Annotated in this window: 21 protein-coding genes; 3 read left to right on the top strand and 18 right to left on the bottom strand. The window is 47.3% G+C overall.

Going from position 1 to position 24,314, the window contains the following annotated elements:
- Positions 1-45: 45 nt before the first annotated feature.
- The 13 genes from nuoJ to NGM44_RS09075 all read right to left on the bottom strand — a co-directional run bounded on the left by nuoJ (position 46) and on the right by NGM44_RS09075 (position 15,010).
- Complete coding sequence (gene nuoJ / locus NGM44_RS09135; protein WP_253223358.1) at positions 46-687, bottom strand: NADH-quinone oxidoreductase subunit J; 642 nt, start codon at positions 685-687, stop codon at positions 46-48.
- Positions 684-1,232, bottom strand: coding sequence for an NADH-quinone oxidoreductase subunit NuoI (gene nuoI, locus NGM44_RS09130; RefSeq protein WP_253223357.1), 549 nt, complete (start codon positions 1,230-1,232; stop codon positions 684-686). The genes nuoJ and nuoI overlap by 4 nt, the downstream gene beginning before the upstream one ends.
- A gap of 12 nt (positions 1,233-1,244) precedes the next feature.
- Complete coding sequence (gene nuoH / locus NGM44_RS09125) at positions 1,245-2,228, bottom strand: NADH-quinone oxidoreductase subunit NuoH (protein WP_371923548.1); 984 nt, start codon at positions 2,226-2,228, stop codon at positions 1,245-1,247.
- A gap of 47 nt (positions 2,229-2,275) precedes the next feature.
- Positions 2,276-5,335: an NADH-quinone oxidoreductase subunit NuoG gene (nuoG, locus tag NGM44_RS09120; protein ID WP_253223355.1), complete on the bottom strand. Its 3,060-nt coding sequence runs from the start codon at positions 5,333-5,335 to the stop codon at positions 2,276-2,278.
- The gene (nuoF, locus tag NGM44_RS09115; RefSeq protein ID WP_371923547.1) at positions 5,335-6,705 is read right to left on the bottom strand and encodes an NADH-quinone oxidoreductase subunit NuoF; all 1,371 of its coding nucleotides are present in this window, start codon (positions 6,703-6,705) and stop codon (positions 5,335-5,337) included. The genes nuoG and nuoF overlap by 1 nt, the downstream gene beginning before the upstream one ends.
- A 53-nt stretch (positions 6,706-6,758) precedes the next feature.
- Positions 6,759-7,268 (bottom strand): NADH-quinone oxidoreductase subunit NuoE, encoded by a 510-nt coding sequence (nuoE, locus tag NGM44_RS09110; RefSeq protein WP_253223353.1) that lies wholly within the window; start codon positions 7,266-7,268, stop codon positions 6,759-6,761.
- Positions 7,269-7,302: 34 nt separating this feature from the next.
- Positions 7,303-9,060 (bottom strand): NADH-quinone oxidoreductase subunit C/D, encoded by a 1,758-nt coding sequence (gene nuoC / locus NGM44_RS09105; RefSeq protein WP_253223352.1) that lies wholly within the window; start codon positions 9,058-9,060, stop codon positions 7,303-7,305.
- Positions 9,061-9,148: 88 nt separating this feature from the next.
- Positions 9,149-9,820, bottom strand: a complete 672-nt coding sequence (locus tag NGM44_RS09100; RefSeq protein WP_253223351.1) for an NADH-quinone oxidoreductase subunit B family protein — start codon at positions 9,818-9,820, stop codon at positions 9,149-9,151.
- A gap of 136 nt (positions 9,821-9,956) precedes the next feature.
- Complete coding sequence (ndhC, locus tag NGM44_RS09095) at positions 9,957-10,559, bottom strand: NADH-quinone oxidoreductase subunit A (RefSeq protein WP_371923490.1); 603 nt, start codon at positions 10,557-10,559, stop codon at positions 9,957-9,959.
- A gap of 233 nt (positions 10,560-10,792) precedes the next feature.
- Complete coding sequence (locus tag NGM44_RS09090; RefSeq protein ID WP_253223350.1) at positions 10,793-11,011, bottom strand: heavy-metal-associated domain-containing protein; 219 nt, start codon at positions 11,009-11,011, stop codon at positions 10,793-10,795.
- A 95-nt stretch (positions 11,012-11,106) separates the two neighbouring features.
- Positions 11,107-11,808, bottom strand: coding sequence for a DUF305 domain-containing protein (locus NGM44_RS09085; protein ID WP_253223349.1), 702 nt, complete (start codon positions 11,806-11,808; stop codon positions 11,107-11,109).
- Positions 11,809-11,875: 67 nt separating this feature from the next.
- Entirely contained in the window at positions 11,876-12,547 is a 672-nt protein-coding gene (lolA, locus tag NGM44_RS09080; protein WP_253223348.1) for an outer membrane lipoprotein chaperone LolA, read from the bottom strand.
- A gap of 297 nt (positions 12,548-12,844) precedes the next feature.
- The gene (locus NGM44_RS09075) at positions 12,845-15,010 is read right to left on the bottom strand and encodes a cation-translocating P-type ATPase (protein ID WP_253223347.1); all 2,166 of its coding nucleotides are present in this window, start codon (positions 15,008-15,010) and stop codon (positions 12,845-12,847) included.
- Positions 15,011-15,220: 210 nt separating this feature from the next.
- Between NGM44_RS09075 and NGM44_RS09070 the strand changes: the two genes are divergently transcribed.
- Positions 15,221-15,766 carry an SH3 domain-containing protein gene (locus NGM44_RS09070; protein ID WP_253223346.1) on the top strand — a complete coding sequence of 182 codons (546 nt, stop codon included), beginning with the start codon at positions 15,221-15,223 and terminating at the stop codon, positions 15,764-15,766.
- Positions 15,767-15,787: 21 nt separating this feature from the next.
- A complete protein-coding gene (locus tag NGM44_RS09065) occupies positions 15,788-16,681 on the top strand; it encodes a M15 family metallopeptidase (RefSeq protein ID WP_253223345.1) in 894 nt (297 codons plus the stop codon).
- A 59-nt stretch (positions 16,682-16,740) separates the two neighbouring features.
- Here NGM44_RS09065 and NGM44_RS09060 read toward each other — a convergent pair whose 3' ends face one another.
- Together NGM44_RS09060 and argC are read right to left on the bottom strand one after the other, a co-directional pair.
- Positions 16,741-17,685, bottom strand: coding sequence for a D-alanyl-D-alanine carboxypeptidase family protein (locus NGM44_RS09060; RefSeq protein ID WP_253223344.1), 945 nt, complete (start codon positions 17,683-17,685; stop codon positions 16,741-16,743).
- Between the two features lie 180 nt (positions 17,686-17,865).
- Entirely contained in the window at positions 17,866-18,939 is a 1,074-nt protein-coding gene (argC, locus tag NGM44_RS09055; RefSeq protein WP_253223343.1) for an N-acetyl-gamma-glutamyl-phosphate reductase, read from the bottom strand.
- A gap of 288 nt (positions 18,940-19,227) precedes the next feature.
- On the opposite strand from argC, the gene NGM44_RS09050 reads away from it, so the two are divergent.
- A complete protein-coding gene (locus tag NGM44_RS09050; protein WP_253223342.1) occupies positions 19,228-20,505 on the top strand; it encodes a bifunctional O-acetylhomoserine aminocarboxypropyltransferase/cysteine synthase in 1,278 nt (425 codons plus the stop codon).
- A 111-nt stretch (positions 20,506-20,616) separates the two neighbouring features.
- On the opposite strand, the gene NGM44_RS09045 is transcribed toward NGM44_RS09050, so the two are convergent.
- From NGM44_RS09045 to NGM44_RS09035, 3 genes are all read right to left on the bottom strand, one after another.
- Positions 20,617-22,143: an acetyl-CoA hydrolase/transferase family protein gene (locus tag NGM44_RS09045; RefSeq protein ID WP_253223341.1), complete on the bottom strand. Its 1,527-nt coding sequence runs from the start codon at positions 22,141-22,143 to the stop codon at positions 20,617-20,619.
- Positions 22,144-22,496: 353 nt separating this feature from the next.
- On the bottom strand, positions 22,497-22,625 hold the full coding sequence (locus tag NGM44_RS09040; protein WP_253223340.1) for a methionine/alanine import family NSS transporter small subunit: 129 nt from the start codon (positions 22,623-22,625) through the stop codon (positions 22,497-22,499).
- A gap of 10 nt (positions 22,626-22,635) precedes the next feature.
- Positions 22,636-24,123 (bottom strand): sodium-dependent transporter, encoded by a 1,488-nt coding sequence (locus NGM44_RS09035; protein ID WP_253223339.1) that lies wholly within the window; start codon positions 24,121-24,123, stop codon positions 22,636-22,638.
- Between the last annotated feature and the right edge of the window lie 191 nt (positions 24,124-24,314).

Here is a 24,314-nt window from a genome sequence, read left to right as displayed (position 1 = left end):
CTTGTGCTGCAGCTTGTGTGACTGATGTCTGCAAATTTGTCGCCATTACAGACCCCCTTTGTTATTATTATGTTGTGTAAAAACTGGTCCATCTGGCTGATGGTTCGGTGCATTTGCGCCTGCTTCAGTGTCTTGATAATGACTGAAGTTCTCATCATCCAAGGCTTTTTTGCCCAAGTGATATGCTGCGACCAACGCACCCAATAATAAGAATGCTGCCACTTCCACCAGTAGCACATACTGGGTAAATAGGCTTGTACCCACCGCTTTGGCATCTACTGTTTGGGCGCTTAGCATCTGAGCGCCATTTGGTGACGCACTGATGATACCAACCAATACCGCAGCGATGATCAATGTTAAGCCTACTGGTGTCGCCCACGCATTCGATGTCAGCCATGATTTTTCTTCACTGACATCCGTGCCAAGATTTAGCATCATGATCACAAAGACGAACAGCACCAAAATCGCACCGGCATATACGATGACTTCCAAGACACCTGCAAACGGCGCACCCAAAATAAAGAAAATCCCTGCCACTGCCAATAGTGATACAATCATCGACAAGATGGCGTGTACTGGATTGGCGTGCGTTACTACACGGAAACTGGCATAAATCGCCACCGCTGCCAAGGCATAAAAACCCACCAAATTGGCATTGCTTAAAATATCAGATAAAATCGTCATCATGGTAACAAACTCCGCACATCAATCGGTGTCGCTTCGTTTTGGTGCGAGCCTTTTGGTTGTTTTTCGGTCGCCATGCCAGTGACACGGTAATAGTTATAATCAGGATATTTGCCTGGTCCTGAGATCAGCAGATGCTCTTTTTCATAGACCAAGTTTTGGCGATTGTACTCACCCAATTCAAAATCAGGGGTCAGCTGAATCGCTGTCGTTGGGCAAGCTTCTTCGCACATACCACAAAATACGCAGCGCGAGAAATTAATACGGAAAAATTCTGGATACCAGCGACCATCTTCACGCTCGGCTTTTTGTAGGCTGATACAGCCCACAGGACACGCCACAGCACATAAGTTACACGCCACGCAGCGTTCATCACCATCAGGATCACGCGTCAGAATAATGCGACCACGAAAACGCGGCGGCACTGGCACGGGTTGTTCTGGATATAAAATCGTATCACGCGGACGCAAGGCATGGCTATTGACCATCCACAATGAGCGGACGATACTGATGATGCCAACTGCCGTATCTTTTAGAGTTGTAAACATATTTCACCAGCCTTATTGTACTAATAAAATGACAGCTGCAGTTACAAGCAAATTCACCAAAGTGACTGGCAAACACACTTTCCAACCAAAGTTCATCACCTGATCATAACGCGGACGCATCAATGAGCCACGCGCAAGGATAAACATGGTCATAAAGAACAAAGTCTTTAGCATGAACCACACCACAGGGGCGATGAATGGAATGTCAATGCCAAACGGTGGCAGCCAACCGCCAAAGAACAAGCAAGTCATCAGCGCCGAAATCAGCACGACATTGACATATTCACCGATGAAGAACATACCAAATTTCATGCCTGAATATTCAACATGATAACCTTCAGCAAGCTCTTGCTCAGCTTCTGGCTGGTCAAAGGGATGGCGGTGCGTCACTGCTACGCCTGCCACCACGAATGCCAAAAAGCCAAAGAATTGTGGAATGACATTCCAAACGGTCGCTTGTGCTTCAACGATGTCGCGCAGGTTAAACGATCCCGCCATCGCCACCACACCCATCAGTGATAAGCCCAAAAAGACTTCATAACTGATGGTTTGGGCAGATGAACGCAGACCGCCTAGTAACGAGAATTTGTTCGCCGATGACCAACCACCAAACATCACTGCATAGACAGCTAGTCCTGCCATGGCAAAAAAGAACAATAAGCCAATATTCCAATCTGCTGCGCCCAATGTTGGGCTTAGTGGAATGATGGCAAAGCTTGCCAAAGCAGTGAACATCGCAATCGCAGGCGCTAGGGTGAAGATTTTTTTGTCAGCAAATTCTGGCGTCCAGTCTTCTTTGAAAAAAATCTTCAGCATATCCGCCACCAGCTGTAGCGAACCTTGCCAACCCACACGGTTTGGGCCGTAGCGGTCTTGCCACAGTGCAAGCATACGGCGCTCATAGACGATCATCAGTGCCGCGACAATCACTAGACCTAGGAAAATCACCAAAGCCTGAATGACCAAAAACAATACCGACCACACATCAAAGCTCATCGCATTCGCCAAAAATGCTGGTACTTCTGGAATAATACGAGATGACATTACACAGCCTCCATGGATGGTGCGACATTCACAGGCGTATCACTTGCCTTAAATAATGGATTGTTGTGACGGCTTGGCAGATTCTGCACGCTCAGCTGATAAGCAGGCTGATAGACAGGATCTACGCTGTCAGCACGCTTGATGGTCGTTGGCACTTTTGGTGATAGTGGCACTTGACCTGCGGCATAGCCGATGCAGCCTTCAGGGATGAACTCATTAATCAGTACAGGCAATACGATCTCGCCTTGTACGCTTTGGATACTGAGCAAATCCCCTTCGCGCACTTGCCAATGATTGGCATCTTCTTCATTGACATACCAACCGATCGGTTTGATTTGACCTGCTACCACTGGGCTTCGGCTCGCCATCGGTGATGATGAGAAGATATTATGCACAGGCACTAAGCGCACGATACCATTAAATACACTGGTCGATGCAGGATCCTGGATCTCAGTGCGATGGCTGTGATAAGTCGTATCCAATCGTGGCAAAATATCAAACAGACGCACGCCGACATCACCGCCTTTTAGCTTACCACCGACTTTATCTTGGTATTTGTTCCAAGCTTGTGGTGAGTTCCACCCTGCCGCCCATGCAAATGGGATGCTCGCTGGGTTGGTTTGGTTCCCCACATAGCCCTCCATCGAGAAAGTCAACGCTGTATCTAGATCCTTTGGCTGCATTGGCTCATGGATTGATAGTGGCGCACGCATCGCGGTACGGCCTGAGTAGCGGCGTGGTTCACGCGCGATTTTCAGACCTGTGATGCGATAGTCGGCATTCGGTGCGGCTGCTTTGATATTTGCCAAAGCAGGTACTTCATTGCCAATATCATCAATGACTTCGTCCAAGTGCGCTGCGCTCGCGCCTTTACCAGTCTCAAAGCCAAGTGCATACAACCAACGCCACGCGTCTTTGATCTCTGAAGTTGGCTCATAATATTTTTTATCATAAGCTTGGAAGAAACGCTGCGCGCGACCTTCAGCTGAGACAAGTGTACCATCACTTTCGGCAAAGCTTGATGCTGACAGCACCAAATCCACGCCATCATGCCACGGATAATTTTGATGATCGATAACAATCACAGTCTTGTCATGAAGCTTGCCCAAGGCATTGATACTGGCAAGTTGGCTCAAATCATTTTCTAGTACCACCGCCACTTCAAAGTCTGACGCCAGCACTTCTTCGATTGATTTACCACCAAGCAAGCTTAGACCTGCGCTGTTCGCCGCTGGTAAGGCAAGATAAATGCCCGCCACAGGTGCAAAGCGCTTATCTAAGGCTTTTGGCTCTGGAATGCGTACCAGTTGCGCTTGCTCTGCCTTATCGGTATTCGTACCTTCATGCTCAGGCTTGGCTGCCAATTGTGGATCATGTTCAGGCAGTTCTGCTGCATTCAGTGCATCCACTTGCGCTTGATATGCTTGTAGCTCAGCATCGTTTTGCGCTTTGATCGCTTGGCGTTTTTTGGTCAAGGCGGTCGTGATATAACCTGCTGCATCAATCACATGGCTTGATGACAATGAAGTACCTGAGATGACCAATGGCTGATTAGCAGTGATTAGATCTTTGGCGATTTGATAAGCCAAATCTAGCATTTCATCGCTGGCATTCAAGCTTGGCTTGGCAAGACGATCCAAATCCGTGCCGAAAGTCTCAATCACTTCACCGACCAAGTAGCCCAAGCGCGCAACATCTTCGATCGTCGCCACAGCAGACACCTTAGCAATGTCATCAAGCTTGGTATCGACCACATCGACGACATAGATCGGACTATAGGCATTTTGACCAATACGCTTGACAGGCTCAGCCAGCCAATGCTCAGTACGCAGCGCTGTCGCCATATCTTTGGCTTTATTTTTCGCTGCTTGGCGTACAGACAGTGCCACACGCGCAGAAGTCTGCGTGATGTCTTCACCCAAAATGAATACTGCATCAGCTTGCTCGATTTGGGCAACCGAAACATTATACACGCTATCATTACGAAGAATTTGCACCGATTTATCAATCAAGCTTTGGGTTGCCAATGATTGACCTGTGCTGTAATTATCCGCACCGACCAGTTTTTTGAGCGCAAAGTTATTCTCAATGCTGCTTGCATCTGAGCCGATACCGATGGCTTTTTTACCTTTTAATAATTCAATGGCGGTATCCAATGCTGCATCAGCGGTGAGTGCTACTTTGCCATTGGCGGTGTTTTGGCATGGGGTCAATGGGCGATCGGCACGATTGACATAACCATAACCGAAGCGGCCGCGGTCACATAGGAAATAACCATTGACATCATGATTATAGCGGTTTTCAATGCGGCGCAGCTCACCATAACGCTCGCCTGCTGAGATGTTGCAGCCTGTAGAGCAGCCATGGCACACGCTTGGCGCGTACTGCATATCCCATTTACGGTTGTAGCGGTCTGAATGCGTGGCGTCGGTAAATACACCTGTTGGGCAGACTTCGGTCAAGTTACCGCTAAATTCACTTTCAAACTGACCATCTGCTTCACGGCCGAAATACACGCGGTTGTTCGACGCATACACGCCCATGTCTTCGCCGCCTGCATAGTCTTTATAAAAACGCACACAGCGATAGCACGCGATACAGCGGTTCATCTCATGATTGATGAATGGGCCTAAATCTTGGTTGTGGTGCGTGCGCTTGGTAAAGCGATAACGGCGCTCGCGATGACCTGACATATAAGTCATGTCCTGTAGATGGCAGTGACCACCTTCTTCACAAGTTGGGCAGTCGTGCGGATGGTTGGTCATGATGTACTCAACGATACGCTTACGAAATGCCTTAGCTTCATCATCATCAACCGAGATATACATATCATTGGTCGGCGCAACCATACAGCTCATCACCAAACGGCCACGACCTGCGGCATAATCTTCGGCGTTGTTGTATTGCTTGACTGCGCACTGACGGCATGAGCCGACCGAGCCCAAAGCAGGATGGTAGCAGAAATACGGGATGTCGATGCCCAATGACAAACAGGCTTGTAATAGGTTATCAGCACTATCGACTTCGACAGTTTTACCATCAATATGAATGACTGCCATCACACACCCCCTTGTTGTGCTGATTGCTCAGCTGCATCTGGTGCAGGCTGATTGATTTTATTGTCAAATTCATGGCGGAAATATTTCAATGCACTCATCAATGGCTCCATCGCCCCTGGTGCGTGCGCGCAGAAAGTCTTACCAATCCACAGATCGCGTGTCAGCTCGGATAATTTGTCAATATCTTCAGGCTTGCCGTGACCATTGTCGATAGCATCAAGCATTTTTACACCCCAAGGCAGACCGTCGCGGCATGGTGTACACCAGCCACAGCTTTCGCGTTGGAAAAATTGCTGTAGGTTCTTGGATAGACTCACCATATCTTGAGTTTCATCGACGACCATCATTAGGCAAGTACCTAGGCGACTACCTGCTTTCATGATCGGATCAAAGTCCATCACAAGATCAAGATGCTCATCGCTTGCGGTCAGAAAATCGGTACTTGCACCACCTGGTAGCCATGCTTTTAGCTTCAGACCATCTTGCATACCGCCAGCCAGCTCAATCAACTCACGCGCAGTATAACCAAATGGCACTTCCCACAGACCTGCGTCTTTTACGCGACCTGAACAGCCCATGATTTTGGTCCCTGGGGTTTCTGATTTGCCTTTTTTCTTTGGTAAATCCAGGTACCACTGCACGCCATTTAGCATGATGGCTGACATATTATTCAGCGTTTCGACATTGTTCACCACTGTCGGACGACCCCACGCGCCTGAGACTTGTGGGAAAGGCGGCTTAGTGCGTGGATTGGCACGACGACCTTCTAGGCAGTTGATTAGAGCTGTTTCTTCACCGCAAATATAGCGACCTGCGCCCGTATGCACATGCAGATCAAAATTAAAACCACTGCCAAGAATATCATCGCCCATAAGGCCCGCTTCATGCAGCTCTTTAATCGCAGCTTCTAGGCGTTCAGCCGCTAGGATGTACTCACCACGGATAAAGATATAGCCGACACTAGCACCGATGGCATAGGCGGTAATCAACATCCCTTCGATCAACTGAAATGGCAGACGCTCCATCAATAGACGGTCTTTAAATGTCCCTGGTTCCATCTCGTCAGCATTACAGATCAAGTAGCGCACACCGCCATCTGGTGGTGTCATGAATGTCCACTTCAAGCCTGCGTTAAAGCCTGCACCACCACGACCACGGACATTGGCAGTTTTGATCATCTCGCCGACTTCTTTTGGGGTTTTTGATAAGGCGATTTTTAGACCTTCAAAGCCTTTTAGGGCAAGGTAATCAGCAAGTTTTAGCACCGCATCTTGGTGGAACAAGCGCCAAGTCAATGGATGCGTAAGACTAGTTGGCTCTTCACCTTCGGCAAGACCCACGCCATAGATCGGTACGCGCTGATTATTCAGCTGACTTGGTGCTAAGCCATTTTTACGAGCATCGATTTGTTCTGCAACTGTTTTCATGCGTATTGCTCCAATAATAATGACACTTCGCTTGGCAGTACAGGACCATAAGTATCTTCACCGATCAGCACGCTTGGGCCTTTATCGCAGTTACCTAAGCAGCAGATTGGCAATAGCGTAAATCTGCCATCGGTAGTGGTCTGACCAAAGTCAATACCCAGCTGCTTTTTGAACTCATCTGCCAGTGCTTCATAGCCTGTCAAATAGCAGGCGATCGAGTCACAGATCAAGATCACATGACGACCAACAGGGCTGCGATAGATGCGGTTAAAGAATGTCGCCACACCTTCCACATCAGTCACAGCGATGTCAAGCATATTGGCAATCGCCGCCACTTGGGCATCATCGACCCAACCGTTGCGTTTTTGAACCAATTTAAGTGCATCAAGTACTGCAGCACGCGCTTGTGGGTAGTGATGAATATATTCATCAATGCCTGCAATTTCTTCCTTGGTCAAAATGGATGCCACATCCACTTTGGGGGTTTTATCAGTTACAATTTTCATATAAACCCTTATTTTTGTTATTATCACATCTTAATTATCGATCACAATCCGCCATGACAATATCAATACTTGCCAAGTAAATGATCGCATCAGACACCAATGAACCATTGATCACGCTTGGCATTTGTTGCAAGTGTGCAAAGGTCGGTGTGCGAATACGCGTACGATAGCTCATCGTTGAGTTATCTGAAGTCACATAGTAGCTGTTCAGACCCTTGACACCTTCAACCATTGCGCAGCTTTCGCCCGCTGGCATCACAGGACCCCATGAGACCGATACGAAGTGGTTGATCAAGGTCTCGATGTCTTGTAGTGTGCGGTCTTTTGGTGGTGGTACAGCCAGCGGATGCTCGGCTTTATAAGGACCTGATGGCATATTGTTCAGGCACTGCTCAATGATGCGCAGACTTTGGCGAATCTCTTCAATTTTCACCAAGCAGCGATCATAAGCATCACCGTTATAGAATACCGGCACTTCAAAGTCAAAGTTTTCATAACCCATATACGGGCGTGCCTTACGCAAGTCAAAATCAATACCCGTCGCACGCAGACCTGCACCTGTCACACCCCATGCTAAGGCTTGCTTAGCATCGTATTGGGCGACCGCTTGGGTGCGGCCTTTTAGCACCGTGTTGGTCATCGTCGCTTTGAAATATTCATCAATACGCTTTGGCATCCAGTCTAGGAAATCGCGCACCAGTTTCTGCCAGCCATTTGGCAAATCATGCGCCGTGCCACCGATACGGAACCACGCAGGATGCATACGATAGCCTGTCACCGCTTCGATGACATCGTAGGCTTTTTGACGGTCGGCAAACATATAAAATACTGGCGTCATACCGCCTGCGTCTTGGATGAATGTACCCCAGTACAGTAGGTTATTGGTAATGCGGAAAAATTCACTCATCATCACGCGAATGGTCTGCGCGCGCTCAGGCACGGTAATACCTGCCAATTTTTCCACCGCCATGATGTATGGCAGCTCATTCATCACACCGCCCAAGTAGTCGATGCGGTCAGTGTATGGAATGAACGAATGCCAAGTCTGACGCTCCGCCATCTTCTCGGCGCCGCGATGGTGATAGCCGATGTCAGGGATACAGTCGATGATCTCTTCACCATCCAACTGTAGCACCAAACGGAATGCACCGTGCGCCGATGGGTGGTTCGGGCCGATGTTTAGGAACATGAAGTCTTCATCACGACCCGAGCGTTTCATGCCCCACTCTTCAGGCACAAAGCGTAAGTTCTCTTGCTCAAACTGCTGCTTGGCGGTATTTAGAAAATATGGTGTAAATTCGGTCGCACGCGCGTGGTATTCTTTGCGCAGCGGATGACCTTCCCAGTATTTTGGCAATAAGATACGCGTCAAGTGCGGATGACCATCAAAGATGATGCCAAACATATCGTACACTTCGCGCTCATACCAGTTGGCATTTGGATAAATCTTGGTCGCTGATGGGATGCTTTGACCTTCTTTTAGCGCGACTTTTACGCGGATATCTTCATTGCGCTCAAGGCTCATCAAGTGATAAAACACAGTAAAATCACTTGGCGGCAAGCCATAGCGATGGGTGCGCAGACGCTCGTCAATGGCAGACAAATCCACCAGCATGACATAGGGCTTTGGCAAGGTGCGCAGCGTCATCAAAACATCCAACACATGATCAGCGCTCACCCAAATGGTCGGAATACCATCTGCTGTTTCTTGGATGGTATATTGCCCATGATGCTTAACATTTAACGCCGTAAAAATCGCGTGATGCTTCGGCGCAGTATCATTGAAACTCATTTTGTTATTATCCTTAGTGATGTTCAATCAAAACATCAAACACCGATTAAATTAGAAAGTAACAAGCGATCGATGATCGATTAAAATCTTACCAAGCATCATCTTGGCTGCGCAGATTGACCGTTTTGATGCGTTCTGCGTTTTTGCGATCGCGCTCTGGGGTCATCACAGGCTGGATGATACCATGCTCATCTAGGTGAATGCCCAATGGACGGCGTTCGTGCGTGATTGATTCTTGTAGCAGCATCAAGGCTTGGATCAGTGCTTCAGGACGCGGTGGACAACCTGGGATATACACATCCACAGGCAAAATCTTATCAACCCCTTGTACGACCGAATAGATGTCATACATACCGCCTGAGTTGGCGCACGCACCCATAGAGATGACCCACTTCGGCTCTAGCATTTGCTCATACAGGCGCAAAATAACTGGCGCCATCTTCACAAAGCAAGTCCCTGCTACGATCATCACATCCGCCTGACGCGGTGACGCACGGATAACTTCTGCACCGAATCGCGACAAGTCATGCACGCCTGTCAAGGTGGTGGCGTATTCGACATAGCAGCAGCTTGTACCGAAGTTAAACGGCCACAGTGAGTTTTTGCGACCCCAGTTCGCTGCAGCGTGCGTTAGGTCTTCAAGCTTTGCCATAAAGACATTTTTCTCGACTTCAGCTTGTGTGATGTCGTCAATCAGCTCGCGCGATTGTTTTGGGAATTGTTCTTTTGATGGATTGGCTTTGGTTAGTGTGTATTTCATAGCGGTACACTTCTTATTTTGGTTATTGGTGATCGATCGGCTCAGAACCGATCGCTATCCCTACGCTAAACTTCCCTAGATGTCCTTGTCATTGATAAAACAAAACGCCACAGCACTCGCCGTAACGCTTGTTTATTCAGTCATCCTGTTGGCGAAAGTCTTGAGTGGTAACTCGGCCAGTGGTGTTAATGTGGTCGATGTTCGCCATGTGCGCACGATTTTTCTCAATGTCATTTGAGACATTGATACGGCCTGAAGATTGCGCTGGTACTTTACCTGTTGGGTCGGTGTGCAGCTCATCGATGCCATTGAAGGCAGTGATGCTCGCTAGATCAAACCCTGCAGGCTTAGATAGGATGCGTGGTTTTTTCTTGCGCTTATCTGCTGGCGCCCAGTTCATCGCACCCAAGCGCATTTCATAGATCAAACCTACAAACAAAATGGCGATAAAGATGGCAGCTGCAGTAAAGCCATACCAATTGACTTCACGCACGCTTACCGAATAGGCGTATAAAAACAGTGCTTCTAAATCGAAAATGACAAAGAAAATGGCAACCAAATAGAATTTGGCAGACAGTCGAATGCGCGCCGAACCTGCTGACACCACACCCGCTTCGAAGGTTTCTTGTTTTTGGAGACCTGATGACCGACCGCCCAAAAGACGCGGTACAGTCAGCATAAAAACGACTAGCCCAGCGGCGGCTAGCAAAAATGCGATCGCTGACCAATTGGCTAACATAATCACCTCTGTGTGATTTCTTTTATTAGAATAAAAACGGCGGTATTATAACATAAATCCAACAATTACGACATTTTAGTGATGAATTTGATTGTAAATTATTATTTCTTATTTTTATGCCGCCATATCCATGACAAATAATCTTGCTTATTTTTTACACAAAACTTGCTTTTTTATGATCGATAATTATTGTTAAAGCAATGATTTTTAATTTTTCAAGATTTATTGTGAATTTATGCAGTGATAATCTCTGGCTCAAAGCCTGCATCATCAATGGCTTGTAAGATCGCATCTTGGTCAATCTGCGCTTCATCATAGCCAATCACCGCTTGACGAGATGGCAAATCAATAGAAATCGATGTGATACCGTCTAAAGCTTGCACGGCTTTTTGGACACTGGCAGTACAGCCGCCACAGGTCATGTCTGAAATGGATAAGTGTAATGTTGTCATTTGTTATTATCCTTGTTGTTGTTTTGTAGCGTGGTTATTTTACGATATTTTTGGCAAAAATGCAAAAATCCCAATGCTAAAACATCGGATTTTGTTCATGGATTATTGATTTGCTTAAGCCAAGTATTAAGCTCATTATTATGCAGCGTATGGTCATCGATATTTTGCTGCGCTAATGCCAAGATCTCATCATCCGCGCCAAGCTTGATGATTTGGGCAGATAAATCGATCGCCAGTTGGTTCTGTAACAGCATTGCATGAGCAAACAGCACATCAGGCGTCTGTAGATCTGATGACAGACCCTTGCCCAGTTGATCCAATTTACCCTGCAGATTCTTCTGAAGACTCAGCCATTTGCCCTGCATCTGCGCCGCTTGATCATCATCTGTCTGCGCGCGCTGCTGCCAGTCACGCATCCACTGTAGCTCAGCTTGCTCGCCATCGATGATCGCTTGGGCGAACTCGCGCATTTGGTTATCTTTGCCATAGCGAAGCTCGGTATAAGCCATCGTGATCGCCGCTTGGTGATGCGCACTCAACGCCTGCACAAACCTGCCTTGTGCCGATGGCGCATCGATCGTCTCGTGCTGCATCTGCTCGATGGCATCACGCAGTTTTTGGCGGTATTTTGATGCTTGTATCTGTGCGGTATCGGCACTGTTTGTTTGCTCGGCTTGCAAGGAAGCTGATTGCGCACCTGCTTTAGTGTTGGTTTTGGCGGTATTTTGACTACACGCCGTCAGCACCAAAGCGGCAAACATCGCCGTCAGCCCTTTATGACGAAAAACCCAAGTCATAGACCCAACCATTTTTCAAAAAAAATCCAAGGAAGCTGCCACGCGCACAGCATGGCAGCCTTTGATATTATTGGCTGATGACATCCACGCCTGCAGGTGGCTTGAAGTTAAATTGTGATGCATCAATCTTTTTATTCATGGTGATTTTGCTAAAGCGAATACTGGTGGTCTGACCTAAGTTGTCATTAAGCACCATCATCACAGGCTTGCCACCATTAAAGCTGATCGAGACATTTTTAAAGTTGGCGTTGTTTGATTTTGGTGTTAGGACAAAATAGTACTTGGCAGCATTCGGCTGACTGACGGTGAAGTTACGGTTGATTTGATTGACATCGCCTGACAGTAGCAAGGCTGGCGTTTCGCCGACTTGGTTGCCCACCGATTGCTTGGTTGCTTGTTGTAGGTCTTTATCATATACCCACAGCGTATCACCATTGGCAACGATCAGCTGCTCTGCCGGTGATTTGGTTTCCCAGCGGAACTGGTTCGGACGCTGTACGCTCATCGAGCCGCTGAACTTGGTGGTTTTTTTGCCCGCGACTGTGGTTTGGGCGAAATCTGCACTCATTGATTTGGTGTTGCTAAGTAGGCGATTTAGCTGCTTGACCGCGTCTGCTTGGCTGGCTGGGGCAGCATATGCCGTGGTGGTTAATACAGGGGCTGCGATAGCACCCATGACAGTGGTCGCCATCACTGCTTTAAGAAGGCTTGCGCGCACTGTTTGGTTAAAATTTGACATAAGTAAACTCCGAAAAATTCATCTATTATAAATGAAAACGCGAGAAAAGCACATCAAAACGCGTCATCGATATGGGTGCATTGTGCCAGTTTTATATGTTGCAATCTAGATGAAAAATGCTAACAGCTGCACGCATTTGTAACGCAATTGCTCAAATTTTCGGCAAATGACGCAATTTTTGGTAAGAATTGGCAATTTTCGCAGTATTTGTAACAAATTATGACAAATTAGCAGTGTTGTCAAGTGAGATGTTGTACACCAAAACCAATCCTTGCACTTGCCAACTTGAGCTTAAAATCAAAGCTTTGTGGTCAAATCCAAGCGTTTTAGGCGAATGGCATTCAGTAGTACCGAGATTGAGCTTAATGCCATCGCCGCCGCTGCCATCGCAGGGCTAAGCAGCCCCAATGCCGCAAGCGGTATGCCGATGCAGTTATAGATTAGGGCGAAAAATAGATTTTGCTTAATCGCAGCTAAAGTGCGCTGTGCGATGTGATAAGCATAATACACATGGCTGAGTGACTCACCGAGTAGTGTCGCTGATGCAGTGTGGCGCGCGACATCGGTTGCGCCACCGACCGCGAAGCTTGCCTGTGCTGCTGCCATCGCTGGTGCGTCGTTCACCCCATCGCCGACCATCGCCACCTGATAACCATCAGCCGCCAAACGCTCAATGGCGGACAATTTATCGCGTGGTGACATTTGCCCTGTGGCATGAGTAATGTTCAGCGCATTTGCAACCTTGGCGACCGCAGAATTTCGATCTCCGCTCATCAGCACCGTCTGCACACCTGCACCTTGTAAAGCGGTGATAATCCGTGCTGCTTCGTCTTTGATGGTGTCATCCAGCACAAAAATCGCCGCAGGCTTATCATCAATCGACACTGCCACAAGCGTTGATGCCGCCGATTTCTCTTGCCAATCAGTATCCAGTCCTGCCAACGCCTGCTCATCGATACCGACAAAGCTTGGCGTACCGACACGCACTCTGCCGACGCCTGCGATCTGCCCCATTAAGCCCGATCCTGTGACGGTACTGACATCTAGGGCGGTGTACAGCGGTAGGCGTCTGTCTTGGGCGTGACTGATGATGGCGTGCGCAAGCGGATGGGCAGCGTATTGTTCAAGGCTTGCTGCGATGGATAACAGCTCATCGGCGTGATAACGATGATTAATGATCTGCATCGCGGTCACGCTTGGCTTGCCTGTGGTCAGCGTCCCTGTCTTATCAAAGACAATGGTATCAATGCGCCCTGCTCGCTCAAGGCTCACCGCATCTTTATACCACACGCCGTGTCGCGCACCAACGCCCATTCCTGCCATGATCGCAGCAGGCGTAGCAAGCCCCAAGGCACACGGACAAGCAATCACCAATACCGCCACCGCACGCATCAAGGATGTGTCAAAACCCAAACCAAAACCAAAATTTACCACAAAAGTAATGATCGAAATCGCCACCACCACAGGTACGAATACCGCCGAGACACGATCAGCAAAGCGCGCAATATCCGCCTTACTGCCTTGGGCATCAGCAAGCGCACTCATCATATCACCAAGCTTGGTCACCTGACCTGTCGCCGCCGCACGATACACCACACTGCCATCACCAAGCGTGCTGCCTGCATAGACAGTGTCGCCGATGGCTTTAGGCACAAGCATACTTTCGCCTGTCAGATGCGCTTCATTGGCAAGCGCGCCGCCTGTCACCACCATGCCATCGACAGCGATTTTATCCCCTGTATTGGCAAGCAGCTCATCACCAACAGCCACACTCTCGATACCCACTTTAACAAAGCCGTCAGCGACTTTTTTATGCACCATACTTGGGATCAACTGGGTCAATAGCTCAATACTATCTAGACTTTGGGTCTTGGTACGATGTTCAAGAAATTTACCCAATCTTACAAAAGCAATCACCATCACCGACGCTTCAAAATACACCCCATGCATCGCGTGCGGATCGGTGAGCCAAATATAAGTCGAATACGCCCAAATCGCTGTCGTACCGATGGCAACCAGCACATCCATATTGGCAAGTCCTGCTCGCACGCTTGCCCACGCCCCTTGATAAAAGCGCGCGCCAAATACCACCTGCACAATCGTCGCAAGCACAAACTGCGCCCACACAGGCATCATCAGATCATGGCGACCCATCATCATACCGATCATCCCCACCATAAATGGCAGCGCAAGCACAAACAGCACCCACAGCTGCCACGGCACGCGTGTATCGACTTTGGGTTTATCGATCGTAGCTTCAAAGCCAGTTTTCTGAACCCATGCGATGATCTCATCGCTGCTTGTGGCATCGGCTTGATAATCCACCTGCAGTGTCTCGGTGGCGAAATTCACCGTCGCTTTATTGATCGCAGGTTTTTTGTTCAGCACTTTTTCGATACGATTGGCGCAGGCTTGGCAGGTCATGCCGGTGATGGCAAATTGTTGGTGAATTTGTTTACTCATGATCAGATCCTTTTTTGTATATGATAAACCCTGACCTTGGGTAAAAGTCAAGCAGTTTCAACCAGTTAGCACAGCCATGGTGATCAGCTTAGTAAGATTATGGATAGATTAATTTACAGTTTAAGCATATAAATAAATTTCATTGATAAGGCTGTAAGAATTTGGTAAAATTTGATTGATGAGTGTTAATTGGTTAATTTAGGAGTTGTTATGAAACGCATTTTTATGATTGCAGGGGTAAGCCTTGCATTGACAGGCTGTGATGGGGATATCATCAAGAGCATCGCACGCGCTATCTTGGCAGATGAACAACCACAGCAGCAAGCACAAGTTGCACAGCAGCCACAAGCAGTACAACCTGTGATCGTTCAAGATCCAAATGCACAAGTGCAAGCACAACAGCCAGTAGAAGTGGTCCAGCAGCCACAAGTCGCTGCGCCCGTACAAGCTGCGCCAAAACAAAAAACAACAGCAACACCTGCACCTGCGCGTAAAGCAGCACAGCCTGCCTATTCTGAAACTCCTGTAAATCTGCCCGCAACCGTCATCACACGCCACGGCAGCAATGTCATGGTACGTCGCAGCCCATCACGCAGTGCGGGTAAAGTCGGCTATCTATACACCACTGAGCAGATCTATGTCATCGCTGAAACCAACAAATGCGAAACCATCAACGGCATTTATAACTGTTGGGTAAAAGTTCAGGACGCGACAGGCTTGACAGGTTATAGCTTTGGTGGCTATTTGAATTACTAAGCCCATACGGTTGGATATATAATGAAAAAATACGAAACAGGCAGCGTCAAGACGCTTGGCATTTTGATTTTTCTTGCAGGCGCATTGATGGCGTTGTACTTTGGGCAAAAGATTTTTGTCGGTGATCAGCAGTCAGAGTTGGCAGATAATACCGCCCAAGAACCTGTGGCAATCGGTGAAATCAAAACACTGGATGAGACAGCAGAGCAAGAGCCACAAACTACCCAAGAGCAACCAGTCAAGACCAATGCCTTGACCGCTGATCAAACACCAACGACCGCAGCACCTGCACCAGCAGGCAAGCTGTCTGAAGTGCATGGCGTGGGTAACGATCATGTACTGGTCGGCATTCCAAGCCAATACACCACCAAGGCTGAACAAGTGCATAAAGATGTCTATGACCCACTGATGCAACTGATCGCTGCCGCCAAAGCTGATGGCATCAATCTGACAGTGGTTTCTGCTTACCGTTCCTATAAGCGCCAAAAGCAAATTTGGGAAAATAAATGGGGCGATACTGCTGACAATGATACCCAAAAAGCATTGGATATCTTAAAATGGTCATCATTTCCCGGTACAAGTCGCCATCACTGGGGTACTGAGATTGACTTTAACAGCGTGGCATTGAACTACTGGAATGGCAAAGAAGGTATGCGCGTGCATCAATGGTTGGCCGCCAATGCGCCAAACTATGGTTTTTGCCAAACCTATGGTCCAAACCGCACCAAAGGCTACAGCGAAGAAGCGTGGCACTGGTCACATATCCCAACTGCACAGCAGTATTTTGACCAAATCCGCGATCCACAAACTCTCGCTCTAGTCACCAGTCAATCTATCAAAGGTGCAGCAGCCCTGCGCGAACTTGGCACAGTCGCTGACTATGTGACTGGTATCAGCCCTTGCCACCCATCATAAATCATAAGATGACAAGCATAAAAAAGAACCTAACTTTAGGTTCTTTTTTATTGGGCAGATTATAGACAATCACCATTTTTCAACAGTCGCTTGGCGGTATCTGTACCTTTAAACTTCCAATGCCAACTCTCTTCAGCCACGCCACTTTTGGCTGAATATTCCTTGGTAAAAGTCTGATACCAACCGTAATCGGCTGCATTATCCAGCAGCCATTGATAGCCTTTGGTGTTGGCAAAGGTGTCATTGATCGGTGAAAAATCCACCGCCAAACCTGTATGATGCTCAGAATACCCAGATGGCGCTGAGAAACGATAAATCTGTTTGGCAGGTTTCTTTTCTCTTGTTTTGCGATTGATAATATCCTGCTGATGCGACAACGAGCGAAATGCCGAACCCAAAGTCAAAGGCGCGCGAGCTGCTTTGGCATCTGCCATCATCTGACGCAAAGACGGCGCTGCATCTTTATGCACCAAATATTTACCCACGCTGACTAAGTCAGTTTTTGGCGTTTCTTCAAATTTAAAATGACTGATGCCAACACTTTTGGCGGCTTTATTTGGTGTACATTCGGGCATGACATCGACAGTGTTATCAGCATCTTGTTCAACTACTGATACCAATGCTGATTTTGGCGCGATCGTAGGTGTGCTTGGCATCACCACACTTTCAAACTTACTGGCAGCAACAGGCGTATGCACGCGACCGTTAATTTCAAAAGGCACAGTCAAAGGGTTTTGCATGGCGGTAACTGTCGTAGGTGCTACAGCGGCATCGGTCGCATAATTTTGCCCACTGACGGCATTTTGTTTTAAAAACTGTGACAGCGGCTTGGCTTGTATAGGCTCAGCAACGGTTTTTTGTGGTACAGGTTTTTGTTGCTGATTTTCATAAGTAGAATGATCTGTGACCAAAAAATTACGCTTGGTGGCAGTTTGTGTATTTTGCGCATGGGCAGTCATACTTACAACCACTGCACCCAATAGCAAATAGTGCGCTGATTTCATACAGTAAACACTCATCTAAAATAAAATGATTATAACGGATTTTAATCTGCTTTTCTATCAATTTTAAAAATCTTAACATTTAACCATGATTGTGAAATCGTCGCCCTATTTTATTCAAATCAAAAAGCCAAACTCATCACGAATTTGGCTTTTTTATTCATCTAATATCAAGAACTACGCTCAAGGAACGACAGGCACAAGCTCAAGTCCCATCGTCTCAGGCAGACCGCACATCACATTCATGTTTTGTACCGCTTGCCCCGCCGCGCCTTTGACCAGATTGTCCTGCACTACAATGATGGTCAGCATATCGCCATCTTGATGCACCGCGATACGCAGCTTATTGGACGCACGCACCGAGCGCGTATCAGGCAGCGCACCTTTTGGCAGTACATCGATGAAATATTCATCAACATATACCGCTTCAAACACCGCTTGCCAATCCACCTGCTCGCCCGTCTGTGACAGCGGCACATGAATGGTGCTGAGCATACCGCGAATCATCGGTACCAGATGCGGCACAAAGCGAATCTTATGCGTAAAATTCGCACCTAGCACCGCCTGTACACCTTGAGCGATCTCTGGGCTGTGGCGATGTCCTGCCACGCCATAAGCACTGAAATTATCCGCCGTCTCAGCATAGCTGATGCCTAGCTTGCCTTGGCGACCTGCACCCGAGATGCCTGATTTGGCATCGATGATAATACGACCATCGATAAGCGGCTGATTTTGGCTGTTTTCGGTGTCGATCACAGGCTTTAGACCCAAAATCGCCGTCGTCGGATAGCAGCCCGGATTAGCGATCACTGATGCCGTCGCTACCTTATCGCGCGTCACTTCGGTCAAACCATAGATGCTGTCTTTGAGCACATCTGGGCAAGTGTGCGCCATGCCGTACCATTGCTCAAATTCGGCAAGTGATTGTAAGCGAAAATCCGCACCCAAATCAATCACCTTCACGCCTTTTGCCACCAGTGCAGGCGTGTGTGTCATCGCCACCCCGTGCGGCGTCGCAAAAAACACCACATCGCACTCATCACCCATCTGCGCCATCGTCTCATCAGTCATATCACTAAAGGCAACTTCGCACACGCCGCGCAGACTTGGGAAAATTTCACTGACGCTTTTGCCCGCTTCACTGCGAGAAGTCAGAAATTTGACCGACACCTGTGGATGGCGGCTCAAGATACGCAATAGCTCAACGCCTGTATAGCCTGTACCGCCGACGATACCAACTGAGATGGTTTGTGACATGAGTAATCCTTATTGTAATGTAAAAATACGCCCTAATCTTAGCCCAAACTGTCAGTAATTGCAATGAGAATGTATTTTATTTAATAAATTATAATTGATAATTTAGACTGATTATGAAAATCACTCATAAGCTTGTGGCAAAACAGCATTAAGAAGCCCAATGATTTTCGTTATACTATTTCAACCTCATCATTGAAATGTCGAACAATAAAACCCTGCCTTGTATTCTATGCAAACAGTGTACTTTTAACTGACTCTACTATTTTTACAACCAATGGAGTGTATAACATGAGCTTTAAAGATGAAACCCTTGCCATTCATGCAGGATATAGCCCTGACCCAACCACCAAAGCCGTTGCCGTCCCAATGTATCAAACCACCTCTTATGCCTTTGATGACACGCAGCACGGCGCAGATTTATTTGATCTAAAAGTACAAGGCAATATTTATACCCGTATCATGAACCCAACCACCGCTGTGCTTGAGGCGCGTGTCGCAGCACTAGAAGGTGGGATTGGTGGTCTAGCCCTAGCCTCAGGCATGGCTGCCATCACCTATGCCATTCAGACCATCACCGAAGCAGGTGATAACATTGTCTCGGTCAGTCAGCTATACGGTGGCACTTACAACCTTTTTGCTCATACCCTGCCAAAACAAGGCATCGAGGTAAGATTCTTTGATGGTAATCAACCAGAACAAATACGCGATAAAATTGATGATAAAACCAAGCTAATCTTTGTCGAATCTATCGGCAATCCCTTGGGTAATATTGTAGATTTGACTGCCATCAGCGCCATTGCGCACGAATATGGCGTACCAGTCATTGTTGATAATACCGTTGCCACGCCTGCACTTCTTAAGCCTTTTGAGCATGGTGCTGATATTGTTGTACATTCTTTGACCAAATACATCGGCGGTCACGGCACCAGTATTGGCGGCATAATCGTTGATAGTGGTAAATTCCCATGGGGTAAATATCCTGAACGCTTTAAATCACTCAACACGCCCGACCCAAGTTATCATGGTGTAAATTATGTTGAAGCTTTGGGCGAGGCGGCTTATATCGCGCGCGCTCGAGTTGTACCACTTCGTAATACAGGTGCAGCCATCAGCCCCATGAATGCGTTTTTAATTTTACAAGGTTTAGAAACCTTAAATTTACGCATGGAGCGCCACACTGAAAACGCCCAAAAAGTCGCTGAATACCTACAAAACCATCCAAAAGTCAGCTGGGTAAATTATGCTGGTCTGCCAAACCATCCACAGCATCAGCTGGCGGTGAAATATCTTGGCGGTAAACCATCTGCGATCTTATCTTTTGGGGTCAAAGATGGTAAAGCTGGCGGTACACGATTCATTGATGCTCTGCAGCTATTTACCCGCTTAGTCAATATTGGTGATGCAAAAAGCCTAGCTTGTCACCCTGCCACAACAACACATCGCCAACTCAATGCCGAAGAGCTAAAATCTGCTGGCGTGAGCGAGGATATGGTACGCTTATCAATCGGCATTGAACATATCGATGATTTGATTGCAGATTTGGCGCAGGCATTGGATAAGGTATAATCAATCAATACCAACCCAATCCACAAAAACCATTGATTGCAATGCGTTTATCATTCCCATAAACAAAAAACCGCCCGAAAACTTTCGGGCGGTTTTGCTAATGATAGCAGATTATTTGATACGCATATCACCAGTTTCAACGAAACGCTGATGCCATGACAGTGCTTCAAGCAGAATGTGTGGCGTGTGGATGCCGCCTGCTTTTTCGCTCGCTGCCAACGCGCGATCGTAGTAATCACGCAGCATATCGCGATAATCTGGGTGTGAACAGTTTTCGATAATTAGCTTAGCGCGTTGCTTAGGTGCTTTACCGCGCAGATCTGCCATACCTTGTTCGGTGACGATGAACATCACATCATGCTCGGTGTGGTCGTGGTGGCTGACCATTGGGACGATTGATGAAATCGCGCCGCCTTTTGCGGTCGATGGACTGACATAGAACGAGAAGAAGCCGTTACGGGTAAAGTCGCCCGAACCACCGATACCGTTCATCATCTTGGTACCCATGACATGGGTTGAGTTCACATTACCATAGATATCCGCTTCGATCATCGCGTTCATGCCGATGATACCAAGACGGCGGATAATTTCTGGGTTGTTGCTGATTTCCATTGGGCGTAGGATCAGCTTATCGCGCAGGAATTCGATATTGTCATTGAAGCGTTGTAGTGCATCTGGGCTAAATGACAATGCAGTCGCTGATGCGTGCTTCATCTTACCAGCCAAAATCAGATCCAGCATACCGTCTTGTAGTACTTCGGTGTAACCGGTCAAATCTTCAAATGGTGCATCTAACAGACCTGCCATCACCGCATTCGCGACATTACCCACGCCTGATTGTAGTGGCAATAGGCTCTTAGGTAGGCGACCTGCTTTGACTTCATGGTCAAGGAAATCGATGATTTGCGCTGCGATACGCATTGAGACATCATCAGGATCAGCGAATTTTGAGTTACGGTCACCACCGTTGGTTAGGACGATTGCCGCAACTTTGTCTTGAGCGCACTCGATGTATGGCGTACCGATACGGTCAAAAGCACCGACCAATGGGATTGGCTTACGATGTGGCGGCAAGCCCACTTCACCATACACATCATGCATACCTTCTAGGCCAACATTTTGTGCAGCATTCACTTCGATGATTACTTGCTTAGCTGATTTGATCGCTTCTACTGCATGACCGATACCCATCGCAGGGATGATGTGACCTTCTTCGGTGATGCCTGACGCTTCAACGATGGCGATGTCAAATTCGCCATAGAAACCTTGACGCATTTGCTGCTCGACATGCGACAGGTGCATATCTTGATAAGCGGTACGGCCTGCGTTGATGTTGTTGCGCAAGGTAGGATCTGATTGGAATGGTGAGCGGAAATGTACCGCGTTCGCTTCTGCCAAGACGCCATCACACTCAGGGGCGGTTGATGCGCCTGTTACCATACCGATGCTGAATTTTTCGCCGCGTGCGTGTGCTTCTTTAGCTTTGTTTGCGATGGCAGTTGGCAAGGCTTTTGGATAGCCTGCGCCAGTAAAACCAGTGATGGCAAGATTCATGCCATCTTTGACAAATTCTGCAGCTTGCTCTGCACTCATTACCTTGTCACGCAGACCTGCATGACGAATACGATCGATAGACATAATAATACTCCTAATGATATTGTTTTATCCAAAAACTTGGTAAAACGAAAAATTTACAACTGTAAATTGATAAAATTGTACCACTAGATGACGATGAAATAAATAGGCTGTACAAACATTTTGCGAATTTTTAGATTTTTGATTTTTAATCATTTAAAATTATTGTCAATTTCGTCCAGAATCATCTATCAGACTATGTACCTTACCATGACAAATCTTGTTAAAAATCATCATATTTTAAAAAGTTTTTCTTAATTTTCAAAACAGCCAAATCTATGATAATAAAGTAAATCCACCCCAAATAAAAAAACACGCCAAATGCAGCACTTGGCGTGTTTTTGTAACCGATAAGATCAATGATCGGCAGGCACTTTATCCAAATCAATATCTGGATTTTTGATCAGATGAATGGATGATAAAATCAAACCGCCCCAAATCGCGATCATCGCCACGATCATGACAATCAATGCTGTAGAACTCATGGCTCACTCCTTATTTTTCGTGCGTTTCATGACCTTTGACACTTGGAAGAATCAAAGCAGCCAAGGCAGCCAAAATCACCACACCCCAACCAAAGATCACTTGCGTCATCGTCGGATAGCCGCCATAACCTTCAGTGAATAGCGTCTGTAGCGACAATGCCAAAGTAACGATCAAGACCACTGGCGTCACCACGGTCAGCATGAATGACCACACAAAGCCAACCTTCACACTTGAGATTGCGTTGATGTGATTGATCAAAGTCGGTAGTAAACGGCGGTTTAGCCATGTTACCCAGATGATCGATAGGATTGCACCTAGCACGATGCCGATGTTGTTCGCGAAGTTATCGATGACATCGACGAAAGTGATGGCGTTCTTTGTGCCAAATAGCGCGATAGAAACGATCGCTGAGCCCAGACCCACGATGGTGACGGCTTTGTTTTTTGACCAGCCAAATTTATCCTGCACTGCTGAGATTGGCACTTGTAGGATCGATACCATTGATGTGATACCAGCGACTGTCAATGAAGCAAAGAACAAGATACCGACGATCGTGCCTGCATCACCCATGGTAGAGATGATTTTTGGGAAAGCGACGAACGCAAGACCGATACCACCTGAGACCACTTCTGATACTGGTACGCCTGATGCCTGCGCCATAAAGCCAAGCACCGAGAAGATACCGATACCTGCCAATAGCTCAAAGCTTGAGTTGGCAAAACCAACCACCAAGCCTGAACCTGTCAAGTTGGCATTGCGGTTCAGATACGATGCATAAGTCACCATGATACCAAAGCCGATCGACATCGAGAAGAAGACATGACCATAAGCCGCTAGCCATACTTTTGGATCAGCCATCTTCGCCCAATCTGGGTTAAAGAAAGTATCTAAGCCCATGGTAGCACCTGGTAAAGTCACCGCACGGCCAACCAAGATACCGAACATCACCACCAATAGCGGGATGAAAATCTTGTTCGACAGCTCAACGCCTTTTTGGATACCACCATACATAATCAACAGCACCGCCGCCCAAACGATCACAAGACCGATCAGAAGCTCCGATGAATACGCCATCGTCATCTCACTGGCGTTCTGTAGATAGGTGTTAAAGAAAAAGCCTTCGGTGTCTTCGCCCCATGCTTGATCAAAGGCAAACACCGTATAGCTGCCTGCCCAGCTTAGGACTGACGCATAATAAATACCGATGATGGTACACACCACCACCTGCCACCAACCGATGCCTTCAGCAGATTTCACCAAACGGCGATAAGCAGTCGGTGGCGCGCCCTTATAACGCTGACCAACCACATAATCTAGGAACAATAGCGGAAAACCTGCAGTCGCCAGTGCAATCAAATACGGAATAAAAAACGCACCGCCACCGTTTTCGTAGGAAACATAAGGGAAACGCCAAATGTTACCCAAGCCGACAGCCGATCCGATGGCTGCCAAAATAAAGCCAGAGCGTGCTGACCAACTTTCGCGTTGTGCCGACATAAGCCCTCCAAATCAATAAAATAAAATCAAATTCAAACATTGCTATTTTGCAATGTCGATGTTCATTGTCCATAACCAAGATGTCCTGCCATGTCATGTTGGCACAAAAACATCCCTGAAACTACATTAAGGTTACAAAACCTAGAATGATAGTTTGAATTAAGAAACAAAAAAAGTCAATTTATAAATGA

It is taken from the genome of Moraxella sp. FZFQ2102 (assembly GCF_024137865.1).
Taxonomy (GTDB): domain Bacteria; phylum Pseudomonadota; class Gammaproteobacteria; order Pseudomonadales; family Moraxellaceae; genus Moraxella.
This window is presented reverse-complemented; position numbering and strand designations above follow the sequence as displayed.

Bases quoted from the DNA above. Each gene is read 5' to 3' on its own strand.
- nuoJ (WP_253223358.1), bottom strand. From the start codon at position 687: ATGATGACGATTTTATCTGATATTTTAAGCAATGCCAATTTGGTGGGT.
- nuoI (WP_253223357.1), bottom strand. From the start codon at position 1,232: ATGTTTACAACTCTAAAAGATACGGCAGTTGGCATCATCAGTATCGTC.
- nuoH (WP_371923548.1), bottom strand. From the start codon at position 2,228: ATGAGCTTTGATGTGTGGTCGGTATTGTTTTTGGTCATTCAGGCTTTG.
- nuoG (WP_253223355.1), bottom strand. From the start codon at position 5,335: ATGGCAGTCATTCATATTGATGGTAAAACTGTCGAAGTCGATAGTGCT.
- nuoE (WP_253223353.1), bottom strand. From the start codon at position 7,268: ATGAAAATTGTAACTGATAAAACCCCCAAAGTGGATGTGGCATCCATT.
- nuoC (WP_253223352.1), bottom strand. From the start codon at position 9,060: ATGAGTTTCAATGATACTGCGCCGAAGCATCACGCGATTTTTACGGCG.
- NGM44_RS09100 (WP_253223351.1), bottom strand. From the start codon at position 9,820: ATGAAATACACACTAACCAAAGCCAATCCATCAAAAGAACAATTCCCA.
- ndhC (WP_371923490.1), bottom strand. From the start codon at position 10,559: ATGTTAGCCAATTGGTCAGCGATCGCATTTTTGCTAGCCGCCGCTGGG.
- NGM44_RS09090 (WP_253223350.1), bottom strand. From the start codon at position 11,011: ATGACAACATTACACTTATCCATTTCAGACATGACCTGTGGCGGCTGT.
- NGM44_RS09085 (WP_253223349.1), bottom strand. From the start codon at position 11,808: ATGACTTGGGTTTTTCGTCATAAAGGGCTGACGGCGATGTTTGCCGCT.
- lolA (WP_253223348.1), bottom strand. From the start codon at position 12,547: ATGTCAAATTTTAACCAAACAGTGCGCGCAAGCCTTCTTAAAGCAGTG.
- NGM44_RS09075 (WP_253223347.1), bottom strand. From the start codon at position 15,010: ATGAGTAAACAAATTCACCAACAATTTGCCATCACCGGCATGACCTGC.
- NGM44_RS09070 (WP_253223346.1), top strand. From the start codon at position 15,221: ATGAAACGCATTTTTATGATTGCAGGGGTAAGCCTTGCATTGACAGGC.
- NGM44_RS09065 (WP_253223345.1), top strand. From the start codon at position 15,788: ATGAAAAAATACGAAACAGGCAGCGTCAAGACGCTTGGCATTTTGATT.
- NGM44_RS09060 (WP_253223344.1), bottom strand. From the start codon at position 17,685: ATGAAATCAGCGCACTATTTGCTATTGGGTGCAGTGGTTGTAAGTATG.
- argC (WP_253223343.1), bottom strand. From the start codon at position 18,939: ATGTCACAAACCATCTCAGTTGGTATCGTCGGCGGTACAGGCTATACA.
- NGM44_RS09050 (WP_253223342.1), top strand. From the start codon at position 19,228: ATGAGCTTTAAAGATGAAACCCTTGCCATTCATGCAGGATATAGCCCT.
- NGM44_RS09045 (WP_253223341.1), bottom strand. From the start codon at position 22,143: ATGTCTATCGATCGTATTCGTCATGCAGGTCTGCGTGACAAGGTAATG.
- NGM44_RS09040 (WP_253223340.1), bottom strand. From the start codon at position 22,625: ATGAGTTCTACAGCATTGATTGTCATGATCGTGGCGATGATCGCGATT.
- NGM44_RS09035 (WP_253223339.1), bottom strand. From the start codon at position 24,123: ATGTCGGCACAACGCGAAAGTTGGTCAGCACGCTCTGGCTTTATTTTG.